Source organism: Amycolatopsis sp. 3B14 (assembly GCF_050958625.1).
Classification (GTDB): domain Bacteria; phylum Actinomycetota; class Actinomycetes; order Mycobacteriales; family Pseudonocardiaceae; genus Amycolatopsis_E; species Amycolatopsis_E thermoflava.
Genome location: NZ_JBHZEN010000084.1, coordinates 47716 through 65900 on the forward strand (window position 1 = coordinate 47716; position 18185 = coordinate 65900).

Annotated in this window: 14 protein-coding genes; 8 read left to right on the forward strand and 6 right to left on the reverse strand. The window is 73.3% G+C overall.

Annotated elements, in window-relative coordinates; translation table 11 throughout:
- The first annotated feature begins 136 nt into the window (after positions 1-136).
- The 4 genes from ACCP09_RS36395 to ACCP09_RS36410 are packed head-to-tail and all read left to right on the forward strand — an operon-like array spanning position 137 to position 4574.
- Positions 137-1498: a GntP family permease gene (locus tag ACCP09_RS36395; RefSeq protein WP_378365685.1), complete on the forward strand. Its 1362-nt coding sequence runs from the start codon at positions 137-139 to the stop codon at positions 1496-1498.
- 16 nt (positions 1499-1514) lie between these two features.
- Positions 1515-2720 carry a CaiB/BaiF CoA transferase family protein gene (locus ACCP09_RS36400; RefSeq protein WP_378331929.1) on the forward strand — a complete coding sequence of 402 codons (1206 nt, stop codon included), beginning with the start codon at positions 1515-1517 and terminating at the stop codon, positions 2718-2720.
- Positions 2713-3639: a hydroxymethylglutaryl-CoA lyase gene (locus ACCP09_RS36405; protein ID WP_433753439.1), complete on the forward strand. Its 927-nt coding sequence runs from the start codon at positions 2713-2715 to the stop codon at positions 3637-3639. Before ACCP09_RS36400 ends, ACCP09_RS36405 begins: the two co-directional genes overlap by 8 nt.
- Complete coding sequence (locus ACCP09_RS36410; RefSeq protein ID WP_433753441.1) at positions 3636-4574, forward strand: 2-hydroxyacid dehydrogenase; 939 nt, start codon at positions 3636-3638, stop codon at positions 4572-4574. The genes ACCP09_RS36405 and ACCP09_RS36410 overlap by 4 nt, the downstream gene beginning before the upstream one ends.
- Before the next feature lie 375 nt (positions 4575-4949).
- On the opposite strand, the gene ACCP09_RS36415 is transcribed toward ACCP09_RS36410, so the two are convergent.
- Together ACCP09_RS36415 and ACCP09_RS36420 are read right to left on the reverse strand one after the other, a co-directional pair.
- Complete coding sequence (locus ACCP09_RS36415) at positions 4950-5744, reverse strand: IclR family transcriptional regulator (RefSeq protein ID WP_027930058.1); 795 nt, start codon at positions 5742-5744, stop codon at positions 4950-4952.
- Positions 5745-5767: 23 nt separating this feature from the next.
- Positions 5768-6889, reverse strand: coding sequence for an extracellular catalytic domain type 1 short-chain-length polyhydroxyalkanoate depolymerase (locus ACCP09_RS36420; protein ID WP_433753443.1), 1122 nt, complete (start codon positions 6887-6889; stop codon positions 5768-5770).
- Between the two features lie 174 nt (positions 6890-7063).
- Here ACCP09_RS36420 and ACCP09_RS36425 point away from each other — a divergent pair, with 174 nt between their 5' ends.
- The 3 genes from ACCP09_RS36425 to ACCP09_RS36435 all read left to right on the forward strand — a co-directional run bounded on the left by ACCP09_RS36425 (position 7064) and on the right by ACCP09_RS36435 (position 14113).
- Positions 7064-9286 carry a serine/threonine-protein kinase gene (locus tag ACCP09_RS36425; RefSeq protein WP_433753445.1) on the forward strand — a complete coding sequence of 741 codons (2223 nt, stop codon included), beginning with the start codon at positions 7064-7066 and terminating at the stop codon, positions 9284-9286.
- Positions 9287-9371: 85 nt separating this feature from the next.
- Positions 9372-9743 (forward strand): effector-associated constant component EACC1, encoded by a 372-nt coding sequence (locus ACCP09_RS36430; RefSeq protein ID WP_231961066.1) that lies wholly within the window; start codon positions 9372-9374, stop codon positions 9741-9743.
- Positions 9740-14113: a caspase, EACC1-associated type gene (locus ACCP09_RS36435; protein WP_433753448.1), complete on the forward strand. Its 4374-nt coding sequence runs from the start codon at positions 9740-9742 to the stop codon at positions 14111-14113. Before ACCP09_RS36430 ends, ACCP09_RS36435 begins: the two co-directional genes overlap by 4 nt.
- On the opposite strand, the gene ACCP09_RS36440 is transcribed toward ACCP09_RS36435, so the two are convergent.
- Positions 14052-15062 carry a helix-turn-helix transcriptional regulator gene (locus tag ACCP09_RS36440; protein ID WP_433753450.1) on the reverse strand — a complete coding sequence of 337 codons (1011 nt, stop codon included), beginning with the start codon at positions 15060-15062 and terminating at the stop codon, positions 14052-14054. The two genes, ACCP09_RS36435 and ACCP09_RS36440, sit on opposite strands and share 62 nt — an antisense overlap.
- A gap of 62 nt (positions 15063-15124) precedes the next feature.
- Between ACCP09_RS36440 and ACCP09_RS36445 the strand changes: the two genes are divergently transcribed.
- Positions 15125-16231, forward strand: a complete 1107-nt coding sequence (locus ACCP09_RS36445; protein WP_433753452.1) for an epoxide hydrolase family protein — start codon at positions 15125-15127, stop codon at positions 16229-16231.
- Positions 16232-16283: 52 nt separating this feature from the next.
- Here the strand turns inward: ACCP09_RS36445 and ACCP09_RS36450 are convergent, their stop codons facing one another.
- The 3 genes from ACCP09_RS36450 to ACCP09_RS36460 form a co-directional block, all read right to left on the reverse strand.
- On the reverse strand, positions 16284-17069 hold the full coding sequence (locus ACCP09_RS36450; protein ID WP_433753454.1) for an HpcH/HpaI aldolase/citrate lyase family protein: 786 nt from the start codon (positions 17067-17069) through the stop codon (positions 16284-16286).
- Positions 17066-17878: an FAS1-like dehydratase domain-containing protein gene (locus ACCP09_RS36455; RefSeq protein WP_433753456.1), complete on the reverse strand. Its 813-nt coding sequence runs from the start codon at positions 17876-17878 to the stop codon at positions 17066-17068. Before ACCP09_RS36455 ends, ACCP09_RS36450 begins: the two co-directional genes overlap by 4 nt.
- 4 nt (positions 17879-17882) lie before the next feature.
- On the reverse strand, positions 17883-18185 hold a 303-nt coding region (locus ACCP09_RS36460; RefSeq protein WP_433753458.1), incomplete at its 5' end, for an acyl-CoA dehydrogenase family protein.

Consider the following 18185-nt stretch of genomic DNA (forward strand, 5'->3'; position numbering starts at 1 on the left):
TATCTATCGAAAATCAATGGTTTCCTGTCGTTTCTCGGCTGCTTGGGATCGCCGATGATCAGTATTGACTCACATTGTGGGTCTGTGCTCATAATGTGGCGACAGTGCAACGAGGCACGAGCGACAGGACAACCGCATGTCAGACACCGCAATACTGATCAACACCGGGGTCACGGTCGCGGCCATCGTGGTGTTGATCGTCCGCTTCCGGCTCAACCCGGTGATCGCACTGGTGCTCGGCTCCTGCTATCTGGGGCTGTCCACCGGGCTCGGCGTGAGCAAGACGGTGGAGGAGATCACCGCGGGCTTCGGCGACGTGATGGCCGAGATCGGCCTGCTCATCGCGTTCGGCGTGCTCATCGGCGCGATCCTGCGTGATCTGCGGGCCATCGAACGCCTGGTGGACAAGCTGCTCAAGGTGTTCGGCGAACGCCGGATCCCCTACGCGATGGCGCTCACCATCGCCACCGTGCTGCAGTCGATCTTCCTCGACGTGCTGCTGGTGATCTCCGGGCCGCTGGCCAGGGGAATCGGCAAACGGCTCGGGCCACGCGGCGTCGCGCGCATGGCGACGGCGCTGGCGATCGCGCTGGAGTGCGGCATCGTGTTCACCGTGCCGGGCGTCGGCGCGCTGGCACTGGCCGGGCTGCTGCACGTACCGCTGGGCAAGTACCTGCTGTTCGGGCTCGTCGTGGTCATCCCGACGGTGACCGTCGCGATCGCGATCATGTCGGTGCTCTTCGCCCGCGGCTGGTGGAACCCGGCCAAGGACGAGATGGCCGACGAGATCGTCACCCCGGAAGCGCGGCCGCAGGGCGGCCCGGGCACCGTGGCCGCGGTCGACCTGCGCAAGCCACCCGCCCTGCCGGTGGTGTTCAGCCCACTGCTGGGCGCTCTGGTGCTGATCGCGACGGGCGCGGTGGCCGAGATGCTGGAGTGGTCCAACCCGGTGGTGGCGTTCCTGTCCAGCCCGGTGGTCGCGCTGCTGCTCGGCCTGGTCGGCACCTGTCTGATCGGACGGCGGTACATGGGGCAGCCCGCGGTCGAGTCGGCGCTCGGCTCGGGCCTGCGGGACAGCGGGCAGATTCTGCTGCTCAACGGCGTCGGCGGCTGTCTCGCCGCGGTGCTGGCCGCGGCCGGGCTCGGCGACATCCTCGGCAAGTACTTCTCCGCCAACACCTGGGCGCCGCTGCTGCTGGTGTGGCTGATGGCCGCGGTGCTGCACATCGCGGTCGGGTCGGTGACGATCTCCGCGATCACCTCGGCGGGCCTGCTCGCCCCGATCGCGCCGTCGCTGGGCCTGGACCCGGTGCTGATCGCGCTGTCCGCGGGCGCCGGATCGCTGTTCATGGTCCACCTGACCAGCAACACCTTCTGGCTGCTGCAGTCGCTGCTCGGCCAGACCACGCGTGGCGCGCTGAAGACCGTCTCGGTCGGCGTCTCGGTCGCCTCCGTGGTGGCGCTCGGCCCGATCCTCGCGCTCAACCTCGTCCTCTGAGAACGGGAAGGAACAGATGGACACCGAACACGCACACCTGCCGCTGCGCGGCGTCCGCGTGCTGGAACTCGGCAACTACATCGCCGGGCCCACCGCCGCGCGGCTGCTCGCCGACCTGGGCGCCGAGGTGATCAAGGTCGAGCGCCCCGGCCGCGGGGACGAGCTGCGCAACTGGCGGCTCTACGCGGGCACGGTGTCCATGCTGTTCCACACCGTCAACCGCAACAAGAAGTCCATCGCGGTCGACCTGCGCACCGGCGAGGGGCGGGACATCGTGCTCGACCTCGTCCGGCGCTGCGACGTGGTGATCGAGAACTTCCGGCCCGGCACGCTGGAGAAGTGGGGCCTGGGACCGGCGGAGCTGGAACGCGTCAACCCGGACGTGGTGCTCGCGCGGATCTCGGCGTTCGGGCAGACCGGGCCGCTGGCCGACCGGCCCGGCTTCGCCGCCGTGGCCGAGGCGATGGGCGGTATGCGCAACCTGGTGGGTGAGGCCGACCGGCCGCCGTCCCGGGTCGGGGTGTCCATCGGCGACTCGATCGCCGGGCTGTACGCCGCGTTCGGCGTGATGGTCGAGCTGTACGAGCGGGCCGTGGTGCCCAGCAGGCGGCCGCTGCGGGAACGGGTGGTCGACGTCGCGCTGCACGAGGCCGTGTTCTCCATGATGGAGTCGCTCGTGCCGGACCACCTCGCCTACGGCGTCGAGCGGCGGCGCGTCGGCGGGCGGATGGAGGGCATCGCGCCCAGCAACGCCTACGAGTGCGGCGACGGCGCGAGCGTGGTGATCGCGGGCAACGGCGACTCGATCTTCCGCCGGTACATGCTCGCGATCGGCCGCCCCGACCTGGCCGACGACCCCGGGCTGGCGGACAACGCGGGCCGCTGGGCGCGACGTGACGAACTGGACGAGGCGATCGGGGAGTGGACGCGTGGCCTGGACCGCGACGAGGTGTTGAAGATTCTCGACGAGGCCGGGGTGCCTGCCGGCCCGATCTACACGGCGGCCGACATCTGCGCCGACGAGCAGTACCGGGCGCGGGCGATGATCCAGCCGCTGCCGGTCGACCCGGGCACCGGCGAGGAGGTGCCGATCGGGTTCCCCGGGGTGGTGCCGGTGATCGGCACCGAGTCGCTGCCGCTGCGGACGCCCGCGCCGAAGCTCGGCGAGCACACCGACGAGATCCTGCACCTGCTCGGCCGGAAGGACACCGGAAATGACTGACCTGCGGGACGTGACGTTGCGGGACGGCCTGCAGCTCACCGGGAAACCGCTGCCGACCGCGCGCAAGGTCGCGGTCGTCCGGGAACTCCTGGCCGCCGGGGTGCCGAGCGTCGAGATCGGCTCGATGGCGCGGCCGGACCTGGTGCCGCCGCTGGCCGACACCCTCGACGTGATCCGCGCGCTGGACCCGGACGAGCTGGCGCGCTGCTGGGTCTGGGTGGCCACGCCCCGGCACGTCGAGCGCGCGGCGGAGGCCGGGGCGGTCAACTTCCAGTACTGCCTGTCCGCCTCGGATGCGCACAACAAGGCCAACATCGGCCGCTCCACAGAGGACAGCCTGGCGGCGATGCCCCGGGCGGTGGCGGCCGCTTCGGCTGCGGGTGGCCGGATCCAGCTGTGCATCGCGACGTCGTTCACCTGCCCGTTCGAGGGGGCGGTGCCCGAGGAGCGGGTGCTGGCGATCGCGCGGGACCCGCGCGCCGAGGGTGCCGGGGACATCGTGCTGTGCGACACGCTCGGGCAGGCCGTGCCCGCGCAGGTGACCAGCCTGGTCGCCCGGGTGGCCGCCGAGACGCCGCCCCGCCGCATCGTCTACCACGGACACGACACGTGGGGCCTGGGGGTGGCGAACACCCTCGCCGCCATCGCCGCCGGAGCGTCCGAAGTGGATGGTGCGCTCGGGGGGCTCGGCGGGTGCCCGTTCGCCCCCGGCGCCAGCGGCAACGCGTCCACCGAGGACCTGTTGTTCGCGCTGCGGCCGTCGTGGCTCACGCCGTCGTCGTTCGCGCGGATCGTGCGGTTGTCCGGTGCGCTGCTGGACGAGCTGGGCGAACCGAACCGGTCGCGGGCGGCGCAGGGGGCGCGCACCAGCGCGACGGCTTTCCCATGGGCGCTCGGCGAAGAGGTGAGCTGCCGGTGAGGTTCTTCGTCACCACGCCGCTGCCGGAACCGGGGATGACGCTGCTGCGCGAGGCCGGCACGGTGGTGGTGCCGGAGCGCTCGCCGGATCTGGCCGCGGTGTGCGCGTCGGGGGAGTACGACGTGGTCGTGGCGCAGCTGACGGACGTGTTCGACGCGGCCGTGCTGGCGGGGGCGCGGCTGCGCGGCATCTCCAACTACGCGGTCGGCTACGACAACATCGACGTGGCCGCCGCGACCCGGCGCGGGATCCGGGTGTGCAACACGCCGAGCGTGCTCACCGACGCGACCGCCGACGTGGCGATGCTGCTGATCCTGGCGACCGCGCGGCGGTGTGTGGAGGCCGACGCGTTCGTGCGCGCCGGGCGGTTCACCGGGTGGGAGCCGTCGCTGCTGCTGGGCGGCGACGTCAGCGGCGCGGCGCTGGGGCTGGCCGGGTTCGGCCGCATCGCGCGGGCGGTGGCGCGGCGGGCGCTCGCGTTCGGGATGACGGTGCGGTGCACCAGCCGTCGGCCGGTCGACGAGCCGGGTGTCGAGCGGGTGGACTGGGACGAACTGGTGGCGCGGTCGGATTTCCTGTCGCTGCACGTGCCGCTGACCGCGGAGACCCGGCACCTGGTCGACGCTTCCGTGCTGCGGCGGATGAAGCGCTCGGCGATCCTGATCAACACCGCGCGCGGCCCGATCGTGGACGAGCGTGCCCTGGTGGAGGCGTTGCGGAGCGGGGAGATCGCGGGCGCCGGGCTGGACGTCTACGAGGACGAGCCCCGGCCGGCTCCCGGCCTGGCGGACCTGCCGAACACGACGTTGCTGCCGCACGTGGGCAGCGCGACGCGGTCGGTGCGGGCGAAGATGGCGGAGTCATGCGCACGCAACGCGATCGCGCTTGCCTCGGGTGAGGCGGTGCGGGTGGTGAACCCGGAGGCCGCGGCGTGAGGGTGTGGTCGTGACGGCGCGTTGATGCGCGGGCGGTCGCCGCGTGGCGGGCGGGGCGGCCACCAGTGACGGCGCGCGGGCGGGGCGGCCGCCAGTGACGGCGAAGTCGGCGCGGTGCGGGCGAGGATGGTGGAGTCGTGCGCACGCAACGCGATCGCGTTCGCTGCGGGTGGGCGGTGCGGGTGGTGAACCCGGAGGCCGCGGCGTGAGGGTGTGGTCGTGACGGCGCGCTGATGCGCGGGAGGTCGCCGCCGCGCGGGCGGGGCGGCCGCCAGTGACGGCGCGCGGGTGGGGCGGCCACCAGTGACGGCGCGCGGGCGGGGCGGCCACCAGCGACGCCGCGCGGGCGCCGCGGGGCGGGTGATGCCGGGCGGCTCAGGCCGGGTAGCGGCCGCCCAGTGCGCGTGTGATCCGTTCGGCGTGCTCGACCAGTACGTCGACCCACTCGAGGCACTTCTCGTACGGCATGCGCATCGTCGGGCCGCTCACCATCAGCGCGCCCACCAGGTCCGCCGCCGAGTCGAACACCGGCGCCGCCAGGCCCGACGCGCCGTCGACGCGCTCGCCGACCGTGATCGCGTACCCGTCGGCCGCGGTCTGCTTGATCAGGCGCCGCAGCTCGTCCCGGTCGGTCACCGTGCTCTCGGTGAGCTGCGGCAGGTCCTCCCGCAGCACCTCGTCGGCCAGACCGGGCGACCAGGCGAGCAGCACGCGCCCGGACGAGCCGACCGTGATCGGCGCGATCTTGCCGACCGACATCTCCCGCCGCAGCGCGTGCCGCGTCTCCGCGACCGCGATGCACACCCGGTGGCGCCCCTCGGCGCGGAAGAAGCACGCCGTCTCGCCCGTGGCGTCCCGCAGGTCCTTCAGCACCGGGTTCACCACCGACAGCACGTCGAGGTCCTTGCCCGCCGCCGCGCCCCAGTACGCCATCCGCACCCCGAGCCGGAACCCGTCCCCGGCGCGGTCGAGGAAACCGTGCGCCACCAGGTTCGTCACCAGCCGCTGGACCGTCGACTGCGGCAGCCCCGTCTTGTGCTGCAGCTCCCGCAGCGTCAGCGACGGCTGGTGCAGCGTGAACGCGTCCAGGATGTCGACGATCTTGCCCAGCACGAGCAGCGGACGCTGACCGCCCTCACCGTCCGCCCTGCGCTCGTCCGCGGTGCTCATACCGAAAAGGTACGGCAACGGCCTCAGATCGGCGCGCAATCGGGCTTGTCGGTCCAGTTCGCGCCGCACAGGTACAGCGTGATGGGCGCGGTGTAGCCGTAGCGGGCGCCGAGCGCGTTGTACTCGGTGACGTCCACCCGCCCGGCCACGTAGTGGTCGGTGGCGGTGCCGACGGCGGTGTCGCTGTAGGTCGGCGTGCCGGGGCCGGAGCTGTCGTCGGCGATGCCCCAGAAGCGGCCCATGTAGTAGGCCGCGCAGATGTTCACGTCGAGCAGGTACGCGCCGGCCGTGCCGCACTGCGTGGTCCCGGTGCCCGGGTCGACCGGCTGGCCGTGCCCCATCCCGCTGATCTCGTAGTACTCGACCTTCCCGCCGTAGACCCGGTGCCGCTGCCCGGCGACGGTGTCGCTCACGTCCGGGGTCTGGTCGGTGCCCGCCACGTCGATCCACTGCTCGACCAGTTCGGTGGCGTTGCGCGGGGCGACGGTGGTGTCCGCGGTGCCGTGCCAGATCGACACCAGCGGGTGCGCGCCGGAATGGTCGGCGGCGGCGCGCACCTTGTCGCCCCACTGGGCGGGGGTCAGGTCGGTGCCCGGGTTCATGCAGCTGAAGGCAGTGACGGTGGAGGTCGCGCAGCCGTACGGCAGCCCGGCGACGATCCCGCCGCCCGCGAACACGTCCGGGTAGGCGGCGAGCATGACCGCGGTCATCGCACCACCGGCGGACAACCCGGTGACGTACGCCGACGACGAGCCCAGGTCGGCCTTGGTGCGGTCGACCATCTGCTTGACCGACAACGCCTCGCCCGAGCCGCGGCGGGTGTCGGCGGGTTCGAACCAGTTGAAGCAGCTGTTGGCGTTGTTGGCGGAGCTCTGCTGCGGGAACACCACCGCGACGCGCCACTGGTCGGCCAGCTTCATCCACCCGGTCCCGGTGGCGTAGCCCGTGGCGTTCTGGGTGCAGCCGTGCAGCGCCACCACGACCGGGCGCCCGGCGGGCAGGCCGTCCGGGGCGTAGCGGAACATGCGCAGGTTGCCCGGGTTGGAGCCGAAACCGGTCACCTCCTGCAGCCCGGCGGCCTGCGCCGGTGGGGAGAAGCCCATCAGGGCCAGCACGATCGCCAGCAGGACGGCACGTCGGAACATCGCGACACCTCCACGTCGAGGCCGGAACCGGTGCCGCTGATGGTAAGAACCAGTCACCGTGATGACCGCGTTGCCGGGCAACACAATCGCGGCGATGATCATGGTGCCCGTCACCATCGCGAATACCGCGGTTTCGGTGGCGCGACCGGGCCGTTCGTGCTCTGATACCGGATCATGGACCAGCGGTGGCGGGTGCCCGGCTACAGCGAGGTGGAGGTGCTCGGCGCCGGCGGCTTCGGCCAGGTCGTCCTGGCCAAGCACGAGGCCTCCGGTCAGCTCGTCGCGATCAAGTACCTGCACTCCGAGTTCCTGAGCGACCCGGGGATCCTCGACGGGTTCCGCCGCGAAGCCCACCTGTTGCACGGCGTGCGCAGCCCGCACGTCGCGCGGCTGCACGAGTTCGTCGAACGCCCCGAGGGCGCCGCGCTGGTCATGGAGGCCGTCCCCGGGGTCTCGTTGCGCGTGCTGCTGGCCGCCGAGAAGACCCTGGCGCCCGAATCGGCCCTGGCCATCCTCAAAGGCTCGCTGCTGGGGCTGGCGGCCGCGCACGCCGCCGGCGTGGTGCACCGCGACTACAAGCCGGGCAACGTCCTGGTGTCGCAGGCCGGGGAGTCCAAGCTCGTGGATTTCGGACTGGCCACACTGGACGGGCAGGCCGGCCTCGCCGCCGGGTCGCCCGCCTACATGGCGCCGGAACAGTGGGCGGGCCTGCCCGGGATGCCCGCCACCGACGTCTACGCCGCCACCTGCGTGTTCTTCCAGTGCATCACCGGTCACCGGCCGTTCGAGGCGGACACCACGGAGCGGTTGCGGGCCCTGCACCAGTCCGCGCCGGTGCCGCTCGCCGCCGTGCCCGAGCCGCTGCGGGCGCTCATCGCGCGCGGCATGGCCAAGGACCCCGGACAGCGCCCGGTCACCGCGGACGCGTTCGTGGCCGAACTCGAAGCCACCGCGCGCGCCGCTTACGGGGCGGACTGGGAAAGCCGCGGCTGGAAGCGGCTCGCCGCGCCCGTCGCCGCCCTGACGGCCCTCACCCCGCTCGCGCTGCTCGCGACCGCCGGCACCGCGGCCGCCCCGCTCGCCGCCGCCGCACCGGCCGGCGCGGGGATCGCGGCCACCAGCGTCGGGAAGGTCGTGATCGGGGTCCTGGTGACCGCGGTGCTCGCCGTCGGCGGATTCCTGGTCTACCAGCAGTTCGACGACCCGCCGCCACCGGTGCTGAGCGTCGCCATCGAGACCACCGCCGGCACCGACACCGCGCTGCCGATCACCTACGACCTGCAGTACCCGCGGGTGACCGGGCACGCCGACCCCGCTGTCGAGGAGCGGATCAACGCCGCGCTGCGGGCGCCGGTCGACGAGCGCCTGCGGTCGGTGCGGGAACAGCTGTCCGATCCGGACATCGCCGCCGACGTCCGGGGCCGGGGCGAGACCGTGGGCGTGCGCACCACGGCGGTCATCGCCCTGCGCACCGACCGGCTGATGTCCGTGCGCTTCGACCACGCGCTCGACTCGGACTTCCTGTCCCACGCCAGCTGGCGGTTCCCGGAGAGCGTCACCGTCGACCTCACCACCGGGCGGGTCCTCGGGCCGCGGGACGTCTTCCGCGACGACGTGCTGACCGCGCGGGGCATGGCCACCCTGACCGAACGGCTCACCGCGCACTCGGAGCACGGGTTCTGCCGCCGGGTCGGCGTCAGCGGGGCCGGGGCGCCCGCGTCGATCGACACCGCGGACACGCCTGGCGGCGGCGACCACGTGCCCGCCGCCGACGTCGTGTTCACGAACGCCGGTGTGGACTTCCTGGTGCTGTACTACGACCTCGGCTGCGACACCGCCTCCGGGCAGGAGACGATCACGATCCCGTACGCGGAGATCACCGATCTGCTCCGGCCGGAGCTGCCGGCGATGCTCGGCCGGGGCGCCGGTGTCCCGCCGTCGTCCGCGCCGTCCACCCCGCCTGCCGACGACGGCGCCTACACCAACGCGCGGTTCGGTTTCACGGCACTGGTGCCCGAGGGCTACCAGCGGCAGCCCTACAGCCCGCCGGGTGGCGACGGCATGGAGTTCACCGACCCGGCCCTCGGAGCGACGATGACGGTGTGGGGAGCCAACAACCCCGGTGGTCGCTCCACGGCGGACGTCCTGGCCGAAACTGCGGGCGGCATCCGCGCCGAGGGCGGGCAGGTGACGGTCCAGCGCGTCGAAGGCGAGCTGTACACGATCTCCGGCTACCGCGGCGACGGCCGCATCTTCTACGAGCGCGGTTTCGTCGGCCCCGGCTCGACGGCCACCCTGCGGTGGGTCTACCCGCGGGGGAACAAGGACGCGCTCGACGGGCCGGTGAGCCGCACGGTGAAGACCTTCCGGGCAGGCGACCTCAGCCGGCCGCACTGATCGGCCCGGGGCTGATCTTCTGGACAACCGGTCACTAAATCAGCACCATGGGTGACCTGATCGACGACTGGGGGTTGCCGTGGAAGTGACGCTCACCGTGGCGGCGGAACGCGCCGGGGACGAGGCGCGGTCCCTGCGGGAGTGGCTGCTGGGCCAGGACGAGCTGCGCGGGCGCGTCCGTCTCGTCGAGTCGCCGCCGGAGCCGGGGCGGCTCGGTTCCGTCGTGGAGACCCTGGCCGTCGCGCTCGGGCCGGGTGGCGTCGCGACCGCCACGGCGACCGTGGTGATCGCCTGGCTCCGCCGCCGCACGTCGGACGTGACGATCACCGTCAAGAAGCCGGACAGCGATTTCGAGCTGACCGCCACCAACGTGAAGGGCGTCGACGCCGGCGAACTCGCCGAACTCACCCGGCGGGTGTCGGCCGAGCTGGACGGCGGGGACGAGACCGCCGCATGAACCTGGGCTCGGCCGGAACCCGGGTCCTGCTCGTCGGCACGGGCACGCACGCCGAGGGTTCCCGGCTCCCGCCGGTCCCCGCGGTCGGGGCCACGCTCACCGCGCTGGAAACCGCTTTCCGCGACCACTGCGGAGTGCGGCCGGAGAGCCTGCCGGACCCGGTCCTGGACCCGGATCCGATCGAGTTCGGCAACGCCCTCACCAGGGCGGCGGCCGAGGCCGAGGACGTGTTCGTCCTCTACTACGTCGGCCACGGCCTGGTCAGCCCGGGCAACAAACTGCACCTGGCCACCCGCGAAACCGACGACCTGAGCACCGGCCTGGCGTTCAAGGCCCTGCCGTACTCCGCGGTCGAGGACGCCCTCACCCTGTGCCGGGCCCGCACGATCGTCGTCGTCCTCGATTGCTGCTTCGCGGGCCGCGCGCACGGCTCGTTCGGCACGTCGGCGAGCGACGCGTTCGAACTGGCCTCGCTGGGCGGCGCTTACGTGCTCGCGTCCGCGGCGTCCGACGAGCAGGCGCTGGCGCCGGAGGACGAGCGGCACACCGCGTTCAGCGGCGCGCTGCTGACCCTGCTGGCGGAGGGCGATCCCGCCGGGCTGCCCGACCTGACCGTGGAAGCCGCCTACCGGCACCTCCGGCGCGTCCTGCCGTCGCGGAACGTGCCTGCGCCGGTCCGCCACCTCAGCGGGCAGGCCGGCGACCTCGTCCTGGCCCCGAACCCCGCCGCCGCGCCGCCACGGCTCCCGGTTCCGCGCACCGACGGGCAGCCGCAGGCCGACCAGCCCTGCCCGTACCGCGGACTGGACCCGTTCACCGCCGACGACGCCCGGTTCTTCTTCGGGCGCGAACAGCTCACCCGGGAACTGCTCGACGACCTGGCCGCGTGGTCCGCCGAACCCGGCCCGGTCGCCGTGGTCGGCCTGTCCGGCGCGGGGAAGTCCTCGCTGCTGCGCGCCGGCCTGCTGCCCGCCGTCGAGCGCGGCGAACTGCGCGTGCCCGGCTCGCGCACCTGGCCGCACATGCTGCTCACCCCGGGCGAGGACCCGCTCGGCAACCTCGCCGCCCGGCTGGCCGCGCCGGCCGGCCTGACCCCCGAGGCGATCCGCGCGGACCTCACCGCCGATCCGGCGCGGCTGGCCGACCTCCTGCGCCGCGCGCTGCGACGCCAGGCCGGCGGACGCGACGTGCCCGGCGGGCGGCTGCTGCTCGTGGTCGACCAGTTCGAGGAACTGTTCACGACGTGCGCCGACGAGGACCAGCGGCGGGCCTTCGTCCGCGCGCTCACCGCGGCCGCCGAGGAGACCGCGCTGGTGGTGCTCGGCTTGCGGGCGGACTTCTACGCCCACTGCCTGGCCTATCCGGAACTGGCCGGGGTGCTCAAGGACCGCCAGCTGCCGGTCCCGGCGATGACCTCCGCCCAGCTGCGCGACGCCATCGAAAAACCTGCGACGGCCGCGGGCCTCCAGCTCGAACCTGGCCTGACCGAGCTGCTGCTGCGCGACGTGCGGGCCGGCGGTGACTTCGGCGCCGGCACCCTGCCGCTGCTGTCCTACGCCCTGCTCCTCACCTGGCGGTCGCGGCAGGGCCGGACGCTCACGCTCGCCGGCTACCAGGCCACCGGCGGGGTGTGGGACGCCATCACCCGCCAGGCCGAGACCATCTACAACGGACTCGACGCGGACGGACAGCGGGCCGCGCGGCTGATGCTGCTGCGGATGGTGAGCGTCGGCGACGGCACCGAGGACACCCGGCGGCGGGTCCGGCTGTCCGAACTGGACGCCGGGGCCGCGGCCGTGCGCGACCGGTTCGCGGCCGCGCGGCTGGTCACCGTCGACGGCGACACCGCCCAGATCTCCCACGAGGCCCTGCTGCGCGCCTGGCGGCGCCTGGGGGAGTGGATCGACACCGACCGGGCCGGTCTCGTCATCCACCAGCGGCTCGCCGAATCCGCCCGGCTGTGGGACCGGGACGGCCGGGACGGGAGCGCGCTCCACCGGGGCAACCAGCTGCAGCTGGCGCGGGACTGGGCGGCCGACCACCCGGAGCAGCTGGACGAGCTGAGCAGGCGGTTCCTCGACGTGAGCGTGCGCGCCGACCGGCGGCGGCGGCAGGTCCGCGCGGTAGTGGGCGGCGCGCTGGTCGTCCTCCTCGTCGCCGCGCTGGTCGCGGCCGTGCTCGCGGTGCAGGGCCGCAACGAAGCCAGGGCCCAGCAGCGGAGGGCGACCGCGCGCGCCCTGATCGACCGGGCCGAGAGCGCCCGCGACACCGCGCCGCAGCTCGCGCTCATGCTCGGCATCGCCGCCGACCGGCTCGACAGCACCGCCGACAGCACCGCGAGCCTGGTCACGGGTCTGCTGGACCCCTACGCGGGAACCCTGGAGGCGCACACCGCCCCGGTGTCGGCCGTGGTGTTCAGCGGCGACGGGCGCCGGCTCGCGACCAGCGGCATGGACAACCGGATCTTCCTGTGGGACACCGCCGATCCGGCGCGCCCGCTGGGCGAGATCACCGACACCACACCGTCGAACGGGTTCCTGTTCGGCCCGGACGGCCGCACGTTGTTCGTCGGCGAGTTCACCGGCCGCGTCAGCGTGTGGGACGTCGCCGCCGCGCCGGTGCGGGTGGGGGAAGTGCCGACGGGCGGCGGTTACATCACCGCGGCCGCGCTAGACCCCGGCGGCACGGTGTTCGCCACCGGCAGCGTCGACGGCGCGGTGCGGCTGTGGGACGTCGCGGACCGCACCCGGCCGCGCCTGCTGACCACGCTCACCGGCTACCCGGACCAGATCGGCGCGATGGCGTTCAGCCCGGACGGCGGCGTGCTGGCGGCGGGCGGCTACAACCCGGAGCAGCCGAAGGCCGCGGGCGTGGTCCTGTGGGACGTGCGGAACCCGGCGGCGCCGCGGGAGGCGGGCCGCCTCGCCGACCAGGACGGCGGGACCGGGGCGATGGCGTTCAGCCCGGACGGCCGGCTGCTGGCCGTCGGCGCCGCCGCGACGATCGGGCTGTGGGACGTCGCCGATCCCGCCCGGCCCGGCCGGCTCGGCGACCTGACCGGCCAAGTGAGCCCGGTCCGGACCATCCGGTTCGAGGGGCCGCGGCGGGTCGCGGCGGCGGGCTACGACCACTCCTGGACCGCCTGGGACATCACCGATCCGGCCAAGCCGGGCCCGTCGCGGAGCAGGCTCAGCGGCGGGCAGTCCAACTGGACCAACGCGGTCACCCTCAGCCCGGACGGCGAAATCCTCGCGGCGGCGAGCGCGGAGAACACCGTGCTGCTGTGGCGCCGGGACGCCGACGCCGGGATCGGCGCGCTCGACCACTACCTCAGCGTCCAGCAGGGCGCGGTGCGCGCGGTGCGGTTCAGCCCGGACGGCAGGCTCGCCGCGGTCGGCAGCGGGGACGGGACCGTGGGCCTGTGGGACGTCACCGACCGCGACCGGCCACGCGGGATCCGCCGGGTGTCGGGCCACACGAACTGGGTCGACGCGGTCGCCTTCGCCCCGGACAGCCGCACGCTCGCCAGCGCAGGCGAGGACGGCGTGGTGATCCTGTGGGACGTCAGCGATCCGGCGAACCCCCGGGAACGGGCCCGCGTCACCGAATCGATGGCGCCGGCGTCCACAGTGGAGTTCGATCCGAGCGGGCGCCTGCTCGCGGTGGGGACGGGGAACGGTTCGGTGAGCCTGTACGACGTCGCCGACCCCGGCCGCCCGGCACGGGTCGCGGTCGTGCCGGCGCACCGGGCGCTCGTGTCCGCCGTGGCGTTCGGCGACCAGGGACGCGTCCTGGCCACCGGCAGCTACGACGGAACCGGCTCGCTCTGGGACCTGTCGGACCCGGCCGCGCCCCGCGAGCTGTCGAAGTTCACCGCGCACACCGGCCGCTGGTACGCGCTGGCGTTCGACCCGGCGGGCCGGACCCTCGCCACCGCGAGCGAGGACACCACCGTCATCCTGTGGGACGTCCGCGATCCGGCCGCGCCACGGGTGCTGGGATCCCCGCTGGCGCGGCACACCGGCCGGGTCCGGTCCGTCGCGTTCAGCCCGGACGGCCGGATGCTCGCCACCGGCAGCGAGGACCAGACCACCCGGGTCTGGGACGTCACCGACCCGACGCGGCCGGTGTCGATGGTCCGGCTCAGCAGCCAGCAGGCGATGATCATCACGGTGGCGTTCAGTCCGGACGGGCGGACCCTGGCCACCGGCGACGGCGAAAACCGGGCGTACCTGTGGGACACCGGGGAGGTCGTCGACATCCGCGAGCACGCGGTGGAGCAGGCGTGCCGGCGCGCCGGGCGGGGCCTCAACCCGGACGAGTGGCGGCAGCAGGTGCCGGACCTGCCGTACCAGCAGACTTGCCCGTGACCGCCCGCAGGCAGCGTTCGCCCTGCCGCCGCAGGGCTTCGGCGAGTTCCGGTGGGCCGTCGGCGAGTGTGAAGGCCGCGTCGACCGAGGTGATCATCCACACCAGCGCGTGCAGGGTGTCGGCGCCGACGTGCAGCAGGCAGCTCGTGTCGTCGACCGGTTCGAGCGTGCCGGTTCCCGGCCAGACCCGGCCGGCCACGGCGGTCGCGGATTCGCGCAGCACGACCGTCGCCCGGCAGGGCCACATCCGCGACGACAACTGCCGCTCCAGGTACACCGCCACGTCGCCGCACGGCGGCTCCCGCGGCGTGAACCGGGCGCCACCGGGGGACTTCGGCGTCACGCGGTCCACGCGGAAGGTCCGCCAGCCGTCGCGGGCGACGTCCCAGGCGACCAGGTACCACCGCCGTCCCCAGCTGACCAGCGAGTGCGGCTCGACCTCACGGCGGGACGCGGCGCCGGTGTGGTCGGCGTAGTCGAACCGGAGCCGCTCGTGACGCCGGCACGCCTCGGCGATCGCCACCAGCGTCCCGGCCGGCACCTGCGGCCCGGGGGCGAGCCCGGCCCGCACCGTCGCCTGCTGGAGGGTGCGCACCCGGTGCCGCAGCCGCGACGGCAGCACCTGTTCCAGCTTCGCGAGCGCCCGCACCGCGGTCTCCCCGATGCCCGCGACCGAACCACCGGCCGCCGTGCCCAGGCTGACCGCCACCGCCACGGCCTCCTCGTCGTCGAGGAGCAGCGGCGGCAGCGCGGCGCCCGCGCCGAGCCGGTACCCGGCGGCGCCGCGCGTCGCGTGCACCGGATAACCCAGGTCGCGCAACCGGTCCACGTCCCGGCGCACCGTGCGCGTGCTGACGCCGAGGCGCGCGGCGAGTTCCGCGCCCGCCCAGTCGCGCCGGGTCTGCAGCAGGGACAGCAATTCGAGCAGCCGCGCCGAGGTCTTCAACACCCGGCCAGTGTGCCGGACAGTTAGGACCGGATCCGGCCTAATCGGTCCCTACCGTCGCCGCCATGACCGAGGTCCACCCCTTCCGCATCGACATCCCGCAGGCCCAGCTGGACGACCTGCACGCCAGGCTCGCCGCCACCCGGTGGCCGGACGAGCTGCCCGGTGTCGGCTGGAGCCGCGGCGTGCCGGTCGGTTACCTGCGTGAACTGGCCGGCTACTGGCGCACCTCCTTCGACTGGCGCAAGCAGGAGGCGGAGATCAACAGCCACCCCCAGTTCACCACCACGATCGACGGGCAGAACCTGCACTTCCTGCACGTCCGCGCGGCCGACCCGGACGCGCTGCCGCTGGTGCTGCTGCACGGCTGGCCGGGCGGCGTGACCGACTTCCTCGACGTCCTCGAACCGCTGTCGCGGGAGTTCCACCTCGTCGTCCCGTCGCTGCCCGGCTACGGCTTCTCCACCCCGCTGAACGGCCCGGGCATGCGGCCGTCGAAGATGGCCGGCCTGGTCGTGGAACTGATGACCCGCCTGGGGTACGACCGGTTCGGCGTGCAGGGTTACGACCTCGGGGCGTGGGTGGCGCCGTCGATCGGCAGGCAGGCGCCGGACCGGGTCGCCGGGATCCACGTCAACGCGCTGCTGACCTTCCCGGCGGGCGAGGAGGGCGAGTTCGATGGCCTGACGGACGCCGAGCGGGCACGGTGGGCGGCGATGCGAGACTTCAACGACGGCTACCTGCAGTGCAACTCGAAGCGCCCGCAGACGGTGACCTACGGCCTGCACGACTCGCCCGCCGGGCAGCTCGCGTGGATCGTGGAGAAGTTCAAGGAGCTGACCGACCCGCCCGAGGGCCTGCCGGAGGACAGCATCGACCGGGACCGCATCCTCACCGACGTGTCGCTGTACTGGTTCACGGGCACGGCGGGCCCGGCCGCGCAGGTCTACTACGAGGAGATCACCGCGGGGGAGTGGGAGCCGGTGGCGCGGGGCACGGTGCCGACCGCGGTGCTGGTGTCCCGGCACGACAAGACGATCCGCCCGTGGGCCGAGCGGGACCACAACGTGGTGCGGTGGACCGAAACCGGGCGGGGCGGGCATTTTCTCGCGATGGAGGAGCCGGAGCTGCTGGTGGCGGATGTGCGGGAGTTCTTCACGAAGCCGGCTTGAGTGGTTCGGGCCAGGATCGCGGCCGGTGCGTGGAAGCGCTTCCCGCGTTGAGCTATCCCGCGCCGGTGCGGGCGAGGATCGCTTGCGCGCGCAGGATGACCGGCCGGTCCACCATCTGTCCGTTGTGGACACCCACCGACCCGTCACCCACCGAGGCCAGCACCCCCTCCGCCCACTCGATCTCCGCGGCGGTGGGGGTGCAGGCCTCGTGCACGGGGCCGACCTGGCGGGGGTGGATGCAGAGTTTGCCGGTGAAGCCCAGCTCGATCGCGTGCGCGAGGTCGGCTTGGAGGACGGCCGGGTCGTCGAGGGTGGTGGTGACGCCGTCGATCGGGGCGGCGCGTCCGGTCGCGGCGGCGGCGAGTACCAGGGTGGAGCGGGCGTAGTGCAGGGCGGTGTGGGAGTGGTGGTCGACGCCGAGTTGGGTGGCGAGGTCGATGCTGCCGAACGCGGGCCGCACCACGCCCTCGGCGGCGCAGACCTCCACGGCCCGCACCACGCCGAGGGCGGTTTCGATCAGCGGGATCACCGGGGCGCCGATCGATGCCAGCACGGCGGGATCTTCGGCCTTGGGCACCATGATCGCGGTGGCCTGGTCGGTGATGGCGGCGAGGTCGGCGTCGAACCAGGAGGTGCCGGGGCCGTTGATCCGCACCACCGCCGGGTTTCCGGCGTCGAGCCAGGATCGCACGTGTTCCCGCGCCGTAGCCTTGTGCTCGGGGGCGACGGCGTCCTCCAAATCGAGCACGACCACGTCGGCGCCGGAGGCGGCGGCCTTGGTGAACCGGTCGGGGCGGTGGCCGGGCACGAACAGGAAACTCCGCGCCCCGGCGATCATGCGGCACCCCGCAGCAAGCCGGTGGCGGTCTGCCGCCCGTACCGGTCCCGCACCGCGGTGGCTACGCTGTCGGATTCCTTGGTCGCGGTGGTGATCAGGCCCTGGTGGTCGAACAGTGGCGCCACCAGCCGGTAGGAGAATTCGACCTCACCGCCGACACCGGTGGCGCGGGCGGCTTCGGCCATCGCCAGCGCCTGCAGCGGCCCGTGGGTCAGCAACCCGGGGTAGCCCTCCACGTCGCGGGCGTAGTCGCGGTCGTAATGAATCCGGTGCGCGTTGTAGGTCAGCGCGGAGAACCGGAACAACAACGTCGGTGTCACCTCGATCGCCCACTCACCCGGCCCGGCCGGCACCACCTCCCCACCCGAGACCGCGGGGAGGCTCCCGGCAGCTGGTCGGTAGACGATGTCTTGCCGCTCCTCGACCACCACCCGCCCGCCCTGGGAGATCAGGTGTTCCACGGTCACGAAGGTCAACGGCCCGGACCGGCCCTGCTTGTCGGCCCTCGAGGCCACCCGGGTGCGCCGCGTCGCCGGCTCCCCGCACCGCAACACCCCACGGGTGCGGACCCGGCCCCCGGCCCACATCCGCCGCCGCCCCGGCCCCGGCGGCGCCGGCACACAGTTACGCACCGGATGCCCGTCCGGTCCCAGATCCGTCTGCGCCGGGCGGTCCAGCAGATACAGCCAGTGCCACAACAACGGCAGCCCCTCGCGCGACAGATCGGGCACCGGCACGTCCAGCAACGCGCCCAGCGCCCGCGCCGGCTCCGGCGACACCACCTCGCTGCGTTCCACAACCTCCGACACGGCGTCAGATCCGGTTCCGGCTGATCAACTGCCGCGCGATCACACCACGCTGGATCTCGTTGGTGCCCTCACCCACGATCATCAACGGCGCGTCCCGGAAATACCGCTCCACATCGAACTCCGTCGAATACCCATACCCACCATGAATCCGCACCGCGTTCAACGCCACCTCCATCGCCGTCTCCGACGCGAACAACTTCGCCATCCCCGCCTCCATGTCACACCGCTGCCCCGAGTCATACCGACGCGCCGCCATCAACACCAACTGCCGCGCCGCCTCCAACTTCGTCGCCATATCCGCCAGATA

Coding starts and splice junctions, on each gene's coding strand:
- ACCP09_RS36435 (WP_433753448.1), top strand. CDS start 9,740: ATGAACCTGGGCTCGGCCGGAACCCGGGTCCTGCTCGTCGGCACGGGC.
- ACCP09_RS36425 (WP_433753445.1), top strand. CDS start 7,064: ATGGACCAGCGGTGGCGGGTGCCCGGCTACAGCGAGGTGGAGGTGCTC.
- ACCP09_RS36445 (WP_433753452.1), top strand. CDS start 15,125: ATGACCGAGGTCCACCCCTTCCGCATCGACATCCCGCAGGCCCAGCTG.
- ACCP09_RS36395 (WP_378365685.1), top strand. CDS start 137: ATGTCAGACACCGCAATACTGATCAACACCGGGGTCACGGTCGCGGCC.
- ACCP09_RS36405 (WP_433753439.1), top strand. CDS start 2,713: ATGACTGACCTGCGGGACGTGACGTTGCGGGACGGCCTGCAGCTCACC.
- ACCP09_RS36415 (WP_027930058.1), bottom strand. CDS start 5,744: ATGAGCACCGCGGACGAGCGCAGGGCGGACGGTGAGGGCGGTCAGCGT.
- ACCP09_RS36420 (WP_433753443.1), bottom strand. CDS start 6,889: ATGTTCCGACGTGCCGTCCTGCTGGCGATCGTGCTGGCCCTGATGGGC.
- ACCP09_RS36450 (WP_433753454.1), bottom strand. CDS start 17,069: ATGATCGCCGGGGCGCGGAGTTTCCTGTTCGTGCCCGGCCACCGCCCC.
- ACCP09_RS36400 (WP_378331929.1), top strand. CDS start 1,515: ATGGACACCGAACACGCACACCTGCCGCTGCGCGGCGTCCGCGTGCTG.